Annotated in this window: 8 protein-coding genes; 6 read left to right on the plus strand and 2 right to left on the minus strand. The window is 38.0% G+C overall.

From position 1 onward, the window contains the following. From PXC01_RS04610 to PXC01_RS04635, 6 genes are all read left to right on the plus strand, one after another. A complete protein-coding gene (locus tag PXC01_RS04610; protein ID WP_276471190.1) occupies nucleotides 1–1,158 on the plus strand; it encodes a mandelate racemase/muconate lactonizing enzyme family protein in 1,158 nt (385 codons plus the stop codon). A 13-nt stretch (nucleotides 1,159–1,171) separates the two neighbouring features. Then, entirely contained in the window at nucleotides 1,172–2,938 is a 1,767-nt protein-coding gene (locus tag PXC01_RS04615; RefSeq protein WP_276471191.1) for an arylsulfatase, read from the plus strand. Between the two features lie 168 nt (nucleotides 2,939–3,106). Then, nucleotides 3,107–5,182, plus strand: coding sequence for a glycoside hydrolase family 127 protein (locus PXC01_RS04620; protein ID WP_276471192.1), 2,076 nt, complete (start codon nucleotides 3,107–3,109; stop codon nucleotides 5,180–5,182). Next, nucleotides 5,173–7,089 carry a CRTAC1 family protein gene (locus PXC01_RS04625; protein WP_276471193.1) on the plus strand — a complete coding sequence of 639 codons (1,917 nt, stop codon included), beginning with the start codon at nucleotides 5,173–5,175 and terminating at the stop codon, nucleotides 7,087–7,089. The genes PXC01_RS04620 and PXC01_RS04625 overlap by 10 nt, the downstream gene beginning before the upstream one ends. Nucleotides 7,090–7,124: 35 nt before the next feature. Continuing rightward, a complete protein-coding gene (locus PXC01_RS04630; RefSeq protein WP_276471194.1) occupies nucleotides 7,125–8,777 on the plus strand; it encodes a sulfatase in 1,653 nt (550 codons plus the stop codon). Nucleotides 8,778–8,789: 12 nt separating this feature from the next. Beyond that, a complete protein-coding gene (locus PXC01_RS04635; protein ID WP_276471195.1) occupies nucleotides 8,790–10,274 on the plus strand; it encodes a sulfatase-like hydrolase/transferase in 1,485 nt (494 codons plus the stop codon). A 31-nt stretch (nucleotides 10,275–10,305) separates the two neighbouring features. Here PXC01_RS04635 and PXC01_RS04640 read toward each other — a convergent pair whose 3' ends face one another. Next, nucleotides 10,306–11,697 carry an exonuclease domain-containing protein gene (locus tag PXC01_RS04640; RefSeq protein WP_276471196.1) on the minus strand — a complete coding sequence of 464 codons (1,392 nt, stop codon included), beginning with the start codon at nucleotides 11,695–11,697 and terminating at the stop codon, nucleotides 10,306–10,308. Between the two features lie 9 nt (nucleotides 11,698–11,706). Continuing rightward, nucleotides 11,707–13,767 carry an ATP-dependent helicase gene (locus tag PXC01_RS04645; protein ID WP_276471197.1) on the minus strand — a complete coding sequence of 687 codons (2,061 nt, stop codon included), beginning with the start codon at nucleotides 13,765–13,767 and terminating at the stop codon, nucleotides 11,707–11,709. Nucleotides 13,768–13,914 lie beyond the last annotated feature (147 nt).

The raw sequence follows: 13,914 nt of genomic DNA on the forward strand, positions 1-13,914 counted from the left end.
ATGAAAATTACAGCAGTAAAAACATATCCTATCAATATAGGTTTTGGCAGTCAATTGGTTATCAAAGTAGAGACCGATGCCGGTATATACGGTTGGGGAGCGTCGGGATTATCCGGTAGGGAATTGGCGGTCATTGGTGCTATAGACCATTTTAGACCAAATATTGTAGGCAAAGACCCTCATCAGATCGGAGCTATTTGGCAAGATTTATACAGAGGTCAGTATTTTGAAGGAGGTCGTGTATTGACCGCGGCTATTTCTGCCATTGATATTGCCTTGTATGATATAAAGGGAAAATCTTTGGGTGTGCCGGTCTATGAACTATTAGGGGGTAAACAAAGAAACTATATAGATTGTTTTGCTTCATTACGATTCACTTCAGAAGATGAATTAATTGGAAGGGCCCAACACCTGATCAAAGAAGGTTGGAATGTGTTGCGCTTGGCACCTGCAGAGTATGAAGAGAATAGTCAGGCTATTTTTGAACCTAGGGAATCTATTACAAAAATATCAAAATGGGTTACAAGGTTACGAGAGGTTATAGGGGCTGATCCGGTTGTAGGTATAGATTATCATCACCGACTCTCAGCACCGGAGACCTATTCTTTTTTGTCGAAAATGCCTAAGGGAACTTTAGATTTTATTGAAGAACCCATTAGGGATGAAACGCCCGAAGCGTATGAGAGCCTACGGAAAATGGTAGATGTACCTTTTGCAATAGGTGAGGAATTTGCCAGTAAATGGCAATTTCTGCCCTACATTGAAAGAGGCATCACCCAATTTGCCAGGGTAGACGTTTGTAATGTAGGAGGTATTACAGAGGCTATGAAAGTGGCTGCTATGGCAGAAGCGCATTATATTGACTTAATGCCACATAATCCGTTAGGTCCTATATGTACTGCGGCTTCCATTCATTTGGCGGCGGCATGCCCCAATGTAGCATGGTTAGAGGAAATCAATACCCCGGCAGAACAGCCAGGTACCAATGATGCTGAATTTTATCCTAATCAACCGCAATTGCAAGGTGCTAAATATAGTATTCCAGATGTTCCAGGGCTAGGTGTTGATTTCAATGAAGAGTTAGCTTTGTCCAAAGAATTTATTCCTGTAGAAACACCCCGCTTAAAAAAGAGAGATGGTTCTTATACAAATTGGTAAAAGAAGTTTAATTATGAGTACTCAGCTAAAGTTTAGATTGTCAAGAATATTGATTGCGGTAACCATTATTTCTACCTGCTCCATTTTACGATCACAAGATCGCCCTAATGTTATCATTATGATGAGCGACGATCAAGGCTACGGAGATATAGGTGCTCATGGTAACCCGTATTTGAAGACACCTAATATGGAATCTATTGGTGAGCAAGGAGTAGAGATGACCCATTTTTTTACATATCCAAATTGTTCAGCATCCCGTGCTGCTGTTTTAACCGGAAGATATCCATATAGAACTGGGGTAACAGCTGTAACTCAGGTAGATCACTTTATGAATACTTCAGAAGAGACTTTGGCAGAAATACTTCAAGATAATGGCTACAGAACAGGAATTTTTGGAAAATGGCATTTAGGAGATAATGCACCAATGAGACCAACGGATCAAGGGTTCCAAGAAGCGTTGGTACATAAAGGTGGTGGAATAGGTCAGGCTGCAGGACCTGCCGGAAATACCTATTTCGACCCTATTTTAGAACATAACAATGTGTCTAAAAAGTTTGAAGGATATTGCGATGATATTTTTACCAATGCTGCTTTAGATTTTATCGGTAAAAAGGATAAAAAGCCTTTTTTAGCGTATTTAGCGACCAATTTGCCTCATTTTCCGTTACAGGTTCCAGATAAACGGGCAGAGCCTTATCGCAAAAAGGGATTGCATGAAGACAACGCACTAACGTATGGTATGATCGATAACATTGATTACAATGTTGGTCGCGTGTTAGAAAAATTAAAGGAACTGGGGATTGAAGAGAATACCATTGTAATTTTTCTTTCTGATAATGGTCCAAGAAACAGAAGAACAAAGAATGATGTTTACCCGGGTAGGTGGACAGCTAATTTAAGAGGTACTAAAACAAGTGTTTATGAGTGTGGAATTAGAGTGCCGTTTTTTGTAAAATGGCCCGGTCATATACAACCGGATCAGACCACAAAAACTATGGGTACCGTGATCGATATTTTACCCACCATACTTGACGCTTGTAATATACAGGCACCGGAGAATATTAAGATTGACGGAAAATCTCTTTTACCTTTGTGGACCGGTAAAAAGACTTCTTTTGAGAATAGCTTGTTTTTCACTCAAATGCATTATGGTCCTACACCTTTTAAATACATGCATTTTGCAGTAAGAACCCAAAAATATAAATTGATCAGTCCGCATGATTTTCCACATGGCATTCTATACCAACCCAAAGATGAAGAATTACAAGAAGTACTGGCAAATTTAGAGCTATATAATGTTGAAGAAGACCCAAGTGAACGCATTAATTTGGCTAAAGACCATCCAGATGTTGTAGAAGATTTATTGGCCAAGTACGAGAATTGGTTCGATGAGGTTACGGAAGAGCGAGACGCAAAAGGTATTCAAAGAATATATATAGGTACACCGCAACAACCAGAAGTAAACCTGTCTAGATTTGATTGGGGCGGACCACGGGTAATTTCAGAAAATGAATTGGGGCATTGGCGGGTTACCACAGAGCCTGGATCGTATACCATTAGCTTAGATCTCCCAGAGGTAAGCGCAGATGGCATGGCACATATAAAATATAACAGTTTACATCTAACAAAGCCTATTGTTAAAGGACAGCGAAATGTTGTATTTACTAATGTTTCTTTGCCTAAGGGAGAAGGTAATTTTCATGCGTATTTTAAAATTGGAAGATTGGCAACAGGTCCGCTATTTGTTGATGTTAAACGTATGGATATAAAAGAGAAGTAAAGCCATATTCTCACCTGTAAGAAATCTAGTGCTCTTGTAGTAAATGGTAATTAGAGATTGCCTAAGTTTTAGATAAAGGGTAAAATAGTGTAGGTCATAGTTAATAATCACATCTCACATTTCCTTGTTTATGCGTTTCTTGTAATCCTTATTTCAACTCTAAGTAAAATGAAAAAAATCACTTTGTTCAGCTTTTGTCTTTTAGCCGTTTTCTTTTCCTGTAAAGAAAATCAAGAAGTTGCATCAACAGATGTAAATCAAAAAAAAGAAATATTATCACTAGATACCAATAAGGGTATCATTAACAATACAAATAGCCCGAATGTTAAACTTAAAAGTATAGATATTGGGGATTGTCGTTGGACCGAAGGCTTTTGGGCAGATAAATGGAAGATTGCCGAGGAGGTAATGATTCCGCATATGGGAGAAATTCTAAAAGGCGATGTTGGTCATGGTTATAATAATTTTAAAATTGCGGCAGGTCTTAAAGAAGGCGAGCATAAAGGTTTTTGGTGGCATGATGGTGACTTTTACAAATGGATGGAAGCCAATTTGTATCTATACGGTGTAAACAAGGACGAAGCTATTGTAAATGAACTTGATGAAATTATAGAGGTCATCGGCAAGGCACAACAAGAGGATGGGTACCTATCTACTCCTGCTATCATTCGTGAAGATATAGACCCGTTTACCAACAGAAGGTATCATGAACTTTACAATAGTGGGCATTTATTGACCGCTGCATGTATCCATAATCGTGTAACAGGTAAAACTAACTTTTTGGATATCGCCATAAAACATGCAGATTATTTATACGAATTATTCGTGCCAATAAAAGACTCATTGAAAAGATTCGGTTTTAATCAAACCCAAATAATGGGCTTGGTAGAACTTTATCGTACCACAAAAGATGAGCGCTATCTAAAACTTGCAGAACAGTTCATAAATCTTAGAGGTACTTTTGATATTGTTGAAGACTCAACCACAGAGGGTTATCCTATTGGTGACATGGTGCAAGAAAGAGTTCCGTTGAGGGAAGAAACAGAAGCGGTAGGGCACGCAGTTCTGGCATTGTATTATTATGCCGGTGCAGCAGATGTATATGCAGAAACAGGCGAGAAAGAATTAATAGACGCCTTAAATAGACTTTGGGATAACGTAACCAATAAAAAAATGTACATAACAGGTGCAGTTGGGCAAACGCATTACGGTAGGTCATCTCGATTGGATAAAATTGAAGAAGGGTTCATTGATGAATACATGATGCCCAATATGACGGCCTATAATGAAACTTGTGCCAACATTTGTAACTCAATGTTCAATTATAGAATGTTGACCTTAAGTGGAGATTCCAAGCACGGAGATGTTATGGAATTAGTGTTGCATAACAGTGGGCTTTCGGGTATTAGCCTAGAAGGAAAAGATTACTATTATTCTAATCCATTGCGTAAGGTTGATGGTGCCTTGGACTATGATAAAATGAACGTGGAATTTCCGGAGCGTCAACCTTACCTAAAATGTTTTTGTTGCCCACCAAACTTGGTGCGTACTATAGCAAAGTCACCAGGGTGGGCCTACAGTAAATCTGAAAATGGTATTGCTGTAAACCTTTATGGCGGTAATAAATTAGAAACTACCTTATTAGATGGTTCAGCAATAAAATTAAATCAAAAAAGCAACTATCCTTGGGAAGGGGAGGTAAAGATTACCATAGAAGAAAGTAAGCCAGAAGCTTTTGAAATGTTGTTGAGAATTCCTGCTTGGGCAGAAGGTAGCACGCTTAATGTAAATGGTAAAGCCGTTGAGAACGTGGAAGCAGGAAGCTTCGCTAAAATTGAGCGTGAGTGGAAAGCTGGTGATGTAATTACCTTAGATATGCCAATGGAGGTAAAGTTTATTGAAGGTCATCCTAGAATCGAAGAAGTTCGTAATCAAGTTGCCGTAAAAAGAGGACCTGTAGTCTACTGTGTAGAATCTGCCGATTTACCGGAAGATACCAGCATATTTGATGTTTACATTAAAGGTAGTAATAGTTTAAAACCAACCTACAGACCAGATTACCTTGGTGGTATGACGACATTAGATGGGGATTTAATGATAAGGAAAGATAAAGCTCTGGGCATGTATCAAGAAGTGGGTATGCCAAAATTTGATACGTTTAAAACTAATCTAATACCATACTACGCATGGAGTAATAGGGGTGTTGGTGAAATGACAGTTTTCATGCCAATGATTTGGAATTAACTGAAGTTTCCGATATTAAGATGATGAGCGATATAATGCAGTGCCGAACCAAGATACAAGGCGTTTTTAGTGTTATTTTTTTAGGTTTTTTATTAAATGCTTGGTCGCAAGATAAGCATGGATCGGTCGTTTTTTTTAAAGAGAATTTTGAGGGTTTCCCTAGAAAGGAAGTAAACCTTAGAAAATGGGATGCCCCAATTGTTGCCGATTTGGATAATGATGGATATCCTGATCTAGTTCTCAATGATCATGGTTTGGGCATTAGTGTTTGCTGGAATAACCAAGGCAGTTTTTCAAAACCCTATGATGTGATCATGGGTGACTTACATGGTGTAGCTGTCGGTGATTTTGATTTTGACGGAATAAATGAAATGGTACTGTCCAGAGGTGGTGGGTCCGGTAGTAATGCCCGTAATTCAAAAATGTATAAAGTTACCGCACAGCGGGAGTTTTTGCCCTTGCCAGATTTTAAAGTACCATTTGAAATGATGAGAGGTAGAACCTTAAAATTTTATGATGGTGACCAAGATGGTGATTTAGATCTCATAAATTTCGCTTTTCCGTCCAAAGAAAAAAAAGGACAAACAGAGAATTATATTTATGAAAATGATGCTAAGGGACAACTTCATTTAAAAGCAACATTGCCCATGATAAAAGCGGATGGTCAAAAAACAACGTTGACCGATGTAAATACCGATGGTATTATGGATATACTGCTGTTTGGTAATGATAAGGTCAGGCTTTACCTAGGTAATGGAGATTTAACCTATGAAGAGAAGTCGGCACTTTTACCTTATGAAATTAATGACGTAACGGCCATAAGTGAAATTGATTTTGACAATGATGGTGATTTTGATTTGATAATGACCAGGGGAAAAGAATTTGAAATTGGTGAAACATTTTTTAATGAAGAAACGCTAACATGGGGTTTTTTTACCAAAAGAGGTGATTTTCAGTTTAATGATTTAGTAGTAGGCGATGTGTTACATATGAATAATTTTCAATCGCAATGGCCATTTAATGACGCATATTATATAGGTGAATCTGCATATCAGTACCAATTTATTGGAGAAACACATTCAGGTAAGGACATACGCTTGGTTAATAGTGATGCATTGGGTTTTCCAGATGTTTTAAATGAAGAAGGTGGTATACATGTGGGGTATGTTGGTAATGATAGTTGGCGTATTGCCGGTAGTACTTGGTCTCCCACAACTGGAACGGTAATAGGAGTTAAAGAATACCCGGCATATGAACATTCTAAAGGTTTGCCCGATGTTTTGTTAGAGAATATAAAAGGCAAGTATGTTGATGTCACTGAAAAAGCGAATCTTTTGCTTATAGATCATACCGTTGGAGTTTCGGTTGCAGATTTTGATAATAATGGCTTTCAAGACGTACTGATGGTACGAAGAGGTGAGCTTGTTTATGAAAATAAATCCATAATGTACCTAAATCAGGGTGATGCTACATTTAAGCAGGTTCACCATCATGGTATAGCTACTTCGGATATTGGTGCAATAGGTATGGCAGTTGAGGTTCTGGACTATGACCTAGATGGTGATGTTGATGTGGTAATAGGTAATGAACGCGGTAAATGGCATTTGTTTGAAAATGAGATATTGTCTAATTCCTATAACAAACATATTATCGTAAAAGTTGGTAATTCGCCATCCGGTAAAGCTACTGCATTGGGTGCGCTGGTAAAAGTTACGGGCTGTAAAAATGATCAGCTACAAAGGGTAGGAGCTACAGGGTCGGTTTATTCTTCAAGTTTTAATGCAAATATGCACTTTGGATTAGGTCTTTGTAAAGCCCCGGTAAAAGTGAATGTTACGTGGAGCAACGGCGAGAGCATAAATAGAACTATTAAAAAGGGTGGGAAGGTTTTTATAGGTAAGAAATAATAGTACTTAATTTTTAAAACTTAAAAGGTGGTCGTATGAAAAGGATAAACATCTTAATTCTAATAAATATATTTCTATTTAGCTGCAAGGCCCAAATAGAAAATTTATCCGTAGAGCCCGTTAAAAAACCTAATATTCTATTTATCGCTATAGATGATTTAAGACCTGAGATAGGCGCCTACGGTTCAGAAGTTGCAATAACGCCAAATATGGATGCACTTGCGGCAGAAGGTCTTTTGTTTAATAACGCTTATTGCCAAGAAGCTATTTGTAGCCCCTCTAGAGCAAGTGTTATGACAGGCGCCCGGCCGGAGACTATAAAGGTTATCGAGAATTTTTCATATTTCCGGGACCTCAATCCAGATATAGTAACCCTGCCACAGCATTTGCAATCGGTAGGGTATGAAACTGTTTATGCGGGAAAGATATTTCATCCTGGTTACACAGATGAAGAACTTTCATGGAGCAGAAGAGCATATTCGGGGCCTAAAGTTGAGGAAATGCCAGAAAGGGTTAGAGGATATGTGCTAGCTGAAAATCAAGAGATATTTAGGAAAAACCGAGCTGAAGTCATTGCCAAATATGGTGAAAATGCACCTAGAAATGGTTTAGGTAAAGGTCCGGCTTATGAGTTTGCAGACGCTCCTGACAATAGCTATGAAGATGGTCACAATACTGAATTGGCCATTGAAACAATGAAGGAAATGGCGCAAAACGATAAACCATTTTTTTTAGGGTTGGGTTTTTTAAAGCCTCATTTAGAATGGATCGCTCCTAAAAAGTACTGGGACATGTATGAAGATGTGGATTTGCAGTTGACAGATCAACATGAGGGTCCGGTAAATGGTGCGACAATGGGGTTACATGCTTCTTTTGAATTACGTGCCAGAGCAGATATACCTAATTATGGTGATATAGAAGAAGAACAGGCTAAAAACTTAAAACGCGCATATTTGGCCACAGTGAGTTATGTTGATGCTCAAATAGGCAAGATGCTAAAAGCTTTAGAAGAAGAAGGGTTAAAGGACAATACCATTGTTATGCTGTGGAGCGATCATGGTTGGCATTTGGGCGACATGGGTATTTGGGGAAAAGCAACTAATTACGAAATAGCTACGCGAGTGCCGCTTATAGTTTCAACACCTAATATGCCAAATGCCGTAAGAGGTAGTAAAACCAATGCCCTGGTTGAACTAGTGGACATGTACCCTACGCTATGTGAATTAGCGGGAGTGTCAATTCCTGAGCGTATTGAAGGACAAAGTTTTAAACCTTTGTTGACGAACCCCAACATGGAATGGAAAACAGCGGCATTTACTCAATTTCCAAGTCCGGCATTACGGGAATGGGCGGCCAACCCTTTGTCTAAGGGGATGAGGGAAACATCGTTCGGACCATTATTAAAGGAGGTTGAAGAAAGAATAAAGAAGCAACAGGGCAATAAATGGAACAGGGACCTTTTTGAAAATAGATTAATGGGATATTCAATGCGAACATCTCAATATCGTTTTACGGTTTGGAAAGATTATACGGACCAAAAATCTAAGCCGGTATTTTTTGAGTTGTACGATCACAAAAATGACCCTACCGAAACTGTGAATATCGCAAATGAAAATCCCAAGATAGTTGAAGAACTTTTGGTTCAGTTCAATAAAGGTTGGCAAGGAAATATGGCGAAGCTTAATTAATAGTTAGAAGTGATGAAAAAATATATATTCGGTTGTGCAATCGTTCTTACCCTATCAATTATAGGTAGTAGTTGTAAAGAACACCAAAAAGATGACGTCAAAAAAACGGTTCAATCAGTTAAAAGACCAAATATAATACTGATCGTTGCAGATGATTTAGGGTATGCAGATGTTGGTTTTAACGGTTCTAAAGATATTGATACCCCGCACTTGGACGAGCTGGCATTAAACGGTACTATTGCAACTTCAGGTTATGTTGCACATCCCTTCTGTGGCCCCAGTAGGGCCGCATTGTTAACAGGAAGATATCCACATACAATTGGTTCTCAGTTTAACTTACCAGCTAATAGTGAGGTAAATGTTGGTAAAGGAATACCGTTGCAAGAAGTCTTTATGAGTAAAATGCTCAAAGATGCAGGCTATAGAACAGGTGCGGTTGGTAAATGGCATTTGGGCGCAGTAACAGATTATCATCCAAATAAAAGAGGTTTTGACGATTTTTATGGATTTTTAGGCGGTGGTCATAAGTATTTTTCAGAGGAATATACTGTTATTTATAATAAGCAAAAAGCAGAAGGAAGAGAGGTTATTTTCGATTATTTAAAGCCATTGGAGCATAATGGTAAAAATGTAGAAAACCCTACGGAATATCTTACGGATGAGCTATCTGGAAAAGCTGTAGATTTTGTTAAGGGTACAAATACAGACGAGAATCCTTTCTTCTTGTATTTGGCATATAATGCCCCTCACGTACCTTTGGAAGCAAAAGCGGAAGACTTAGAATTATTCAGGCATATTGAAGATAATGACAGAAGAACCTATGCCGCTATGGTATATGCAGTTGATAGAGGCGTTGGCGAATTGGTAAAAGCGCTTAAAGCTAAAAATGAGTATGAAAATACACTTATTGTTTTTCTTAGTGATAATGGAGGTAAAATTTCAAAAGGAGCAAACAATTACCCTTTAAGGGAAGGGAAAGGAAGCACTTGCGAAGGCGGTTACCGAGTGCCAATGTTCTTTCATTGGCCGGCAAATATTCCTTCAGGAAAAAAGTTTGATTACCCGGTTTCTGCGTTAGATTTTTATCCTACGTTTGCGACATTGTCAGGAGCTTCTATCCCAAAGGGAAAAAAATTAGACGGTAAAGACATTTGGCAAGATTTGATAGAAGGCAGGAACTCAAGAAAAGATGAACCTATATTTGTTTTAAGGCATAGGGCAGGATATAGTGATGTTGGTGTAAGGCTGAATGAATGGAAAGCCTTAAGGATAAATGAAAACCCTTGGAAGCTCTTCAATCTAGAAAATGATTTAGGTGAAAGTAATGACCTAAGCAAAGAGCATCCAGAGCAATTGAAGCAAATGGTTATAGAGGCCCGGAACTGGAGTAAGACCCATACGGAACCACAATGGTTTGACCCTGAAGAATTACAAAAAGATTGGGAGGAACAAGAAATGGCAAAGTTTAATGAGACTTTTGAAATGAAGGTGAACTAAATAAACTGGATGTATTGTTTTTTTTTAAATCTTAACCTACATTTTCCAAAGGTTTAATTTTCCATGGATTACGCTTGGTATAGCTTGAAATAATCTTTGCGGTATGATAAGAGTGTTTTTTTGGGTCTAACATATCTTTTAAATGTTCTAAATTAGAAACCGATTGGGAGTTGTCTAAAAATCCATATCCTTGATAAACACCATGAAGAATTAAAACAAAACCACGTTCCTCTTTGGTTCTACCTTTTTCAAAAAGTACATAATTGTCATTTTCATTGTTGAGATAATTTAAGGCATTTTCAACTTTAAAATTGTATAGTCCTATTTCTTCTTCCCCGGTGCAAACGCCATCACATTCGTTATACTCACCATGGGTACATCTGCCCAACTTACTTTTTAGACCAGTTTGTAAGGGGCATAATCTAAATTTCTCGGTCAGTTCAATTAAACGTTTAATGGCATCACCTCTTTTCAAGAATATTTCGGTGGGGGAGTGTTCAAAAGGTCTTCTTTCTATTTTAAGCTGTATTATACCTTTTCTATTTTTTTGAGGCACTATATGGTACGTGACATAACTTTTCTTTTGAATGTAATTAAAAGGTGGATCTAGTTTGTCAATCAAATCGGCTTCTCGTAATAAGGCAATAAGTTCGCTACCGGTAGTTTCAAAATCTATATGAAAGGTAGCATCGCATAATGTTATTTCTTTCTCCGTGGTATTATAGAAATGGCTTAATACCCTTTTTTTAATATCCTTCGCTTTGCCAACATATATTACCTCACCCTTCTTATTTTGAAACTTATAAATACCGGGAGAGTTAGGTAAAGCGTTTAGTTTTTGATAGGCTGTGTTTTTGGGTGCTATATGTTCTTTTTCGACTTTAGGTTCTAAGAATTTTGAGATGACCATTTCGTCATCATCTAGCAAAATCAATCTTTGAAATAGTATGGCAACAGCAGCATTGTCATCATTTAGAGTATTTGATGCTGTATACGGAATATTCAATACACCGCTCAAATAGGGTAGTTCATAACTAGTCATGTTCGGAATCAACTTCTTCGCCAAGCGGACGGTACATAACTGTGGAGTTTTAAAAGAGTACCCTAAATACTTAAATTCCGATTGTAGGGCATAATGTAGAAATGATGCGTTATGCCCAACTAGTATATGATTTTCAAGTTCTTCTAATATAGTATTGGCAACTTCTGAAAAAGTAGGGGCTTTTAAAAGTATAGTATCGGTCAAACCTGTTCTTTGCTGAATGTAATTTGGTAAACGTTCTTCAGGATTGATGTTGGTCGTAAAAATAGGCTCGTAATAGTCACCTCTAAGCTTACTAATTGATAGTTGTACTATTCTTAAAGGGTCAGGTTTATAACCAAAAGTGGTCATTGAAATAATAGCAAATTGTCTTTTCTGCATTTGTAATCTTTAGCTGAAATCCATTCCTGAAGAAAGGTCTATAGCATTGGGTGTTGAAGCATCTTTAACTGGTTTAAAGTCATGACCAATGGTCTCTTGTTGTACCAATCTTTCAGGTATAGCCGTTAAAAAATAGGTTTCTGCATCGTCTGTCTGCTGTCCTACATTGGCAGAAATGGATTTACCGTGAATTGCCGATATTGATGCGGTATTTCTTGTAATTATCAATCTATTCTTAGCACGTGTTAGTGCAACATACAGTACTCTACGGTCTTCTTCAATGGCATCTACATCATCTAAAGACCATGCGGAAGGAAATGCCTTTGGCGATACATTCAAAACAATACAGACATCCGCTTCCAATCCTTTTGCAGAGTGGATAGTGGATATGACCACATGGTCTTTTTCTTCATCGGTCTCTAATTGAGATTCGCTTAAAACAGGTGCGCCGTTCATCTTTTCCGCATTGTCCAATAAACCTTCACCAATAAATTCACCTAGGCTGGCGTAGCTGTTCGCCAAAAGTTTTAATACAGGGAAGTCTCCTTTGCGCTTCTCGATCCAATCTTTACGATATCTGAAAGCTAGCCCTAGTGACATGGCATCATAGGCAATGTCTACCATTCTGCCCACTTTGCCTTTCTCTTTTTGTACGGCATTATAAAGTTCTGCAATTTTGATTCCATCTTTTCCGGGTATGGCACCCTGTAATAGTGTGGGGATGTCGGTTTTACCTTCATCGGCAATGATAACTGCCATAATTCTGGAAGCTCTCACTTCTCCTATTCCTTCCCAAAAGGTCAAGAACCGTACCCAAGCAATTTCATCATAAGGGTTGTTGACTATACGTAACAAAGAAACAAGATCTTTAATATGTGCTGCTTGTAAAAATTTACGGCCTCCGTAGGTAACGTACGGTATTTTTCGTCTTATGAAAACCGCCTGTAATGTCTTGGTGTAATATTGGGAACGCGATAAAATTAAGTGGTCCGAAAACTTACGGTCTTCATCTGTATAATTTTTTAAAATCTCATCTGCTACCCAATTCGCCTCTTGCCATTCATCGCTTACATTCAGTAATTTAGGTACTTCTCCGCTTCCCCGTACACTCTGTAATTGTTTATTGTAATCTATTGGCGATTTACCCAATAACCAATTAGAGATGTCCAGTATCTCTTGCGTAGAGCGGTAATTCTTTTCAAGTTTGTAAACTTCTGAATTGGGTACACGATCTTTGAACAGATGAACATTTCTAAAATCTGCACCTCTAAAAGAATAGATAGATTGCGCATCATCGCCAACACAGAACAAACTACAGATATCTATGAACGGGTAAAGTAGTTCCCATTGCAGTGGGTTGGTATCCTGCATTTCGTCCACCAGTAGATAATCAAGGTCTTGAGATAAGAGCTTTCTGGCCTCTGGGTTAGACTTTAGTTGTGTAGAAACTACCAATAACAGGTCATCATAATCAAGATAATGTTGTTCCATTTTCTTTTTTTGATATGCCCTTAGTAGTAGTTCTACATTGGGCTTCATTGCGGTTATTTCATAATCGGTATCCTTATCTTCTTTACCCTTGTAGAGTAACGTGCGTATAGATTCGGTTAAATTCTTTTTGGTATTTCTGGCATAAGAATAGACATCTAATAATTGTTGAGGTTTAATACGTAGCTTACCATAAACTTCGCTATGACTACCGCAGACCATTTTCATCAATCCCAATTGGTCATCCGGGTCAATGACCGTAAAATTAGCGGCACCGAATAAGTTGGGGTATTTAATGATCAGTTGATTGCACCAAGAATGAAAGGTAGCACCGCTCATAGCGCGCCCATTGGATTGTGGTAAACTAGCCTTTACACGTTCTACAATTTCATTTGCCGCTTTTTTGGTAAATGTAAGAATCTGAATTTTTGACGGATTTGCTCCGTTTTCTATCAAATAAGCGGCCCTTGCAATAATTGTGCGTGTTTTTCCGGTACCTGCACCTGCCAATACCAACAGATGTTTACCTGAAAATTCAACCGCTTTTAACTGTTGCTTGTTTAATTCTTCTTTTAAACTCATTTAGTGTTGTAGTTAAATTGAAGTTTTTAGAATAGCCCTGTTCATGAGGTCAAAGCTATACGGTGATTGTAAATTAGTATGCTTTTGTACATAAAGTTAACTCGCATTAAGTATTTAATAGCTTTATTGAGCACATAGATTTAATTC

This window comes from Maribacter huludaoensis (assembly GCF_029350945.1).
GTDB classification, from domain to species: domain Bacteria; phylum Bacteroidota; class Bacteroidia; order Flavobacteriales; family Flavobacteriaceae; genus Maribacter; species Maribacter huludaoensis.

Bases quoted from the DNA above. Each gene is read 5' to 3' on its own strand.
- PXC01_RS04620 (WP_276471192.1), top strand. From the start codon at position 3,107: ATGAAAAAAATCACTTTGTTCAGCTTTTGTCTTTTAGCCGTTTTCTTT.
- PXC01_RS04640 (WP_276471196.1), bottom strand. From the start codon at position 11,697: ATGCAGAAAAGACAATTTGCTATTATTTCAATGACCACTTTTGGTTAT.
- PXC01_RS04615 (WP_276471191.1), top strand. From the start codon at position 1,172: ATGAGTACTCAGCTAAAGTTTAGATTGTCAAGAATATTGATTGCGGTA.
- PXC01_RS04630 (WP_276471194.1), top strand. From the start codon at position 7,125: ATGAAAAGGATAAACATCTTAATTCTAATAAATATATTTCTATTTAGC.
- PXC01_RS04645 (WP_276471197.1), bottom strand. From the start codon at position 13,767: ATGAGTTTAAAAGAAGAATTAAACAAGCAACAGTTAAAAGCGGTTGAA.
- PXC01_RS04635 (WP_276471195.1), top strand. From the start codon at position 8,790: ATGAAAAAATATATATTCGGTTGTGCAATCGTTCTTACCCTATCAATT.
- PXC01_RS04610 (WP_276471190.1), top strand. From the start codon at position 1: ATGAAAATTACAGCAGTAAAAACATATCCTATCAATATAGGTTTTGGC.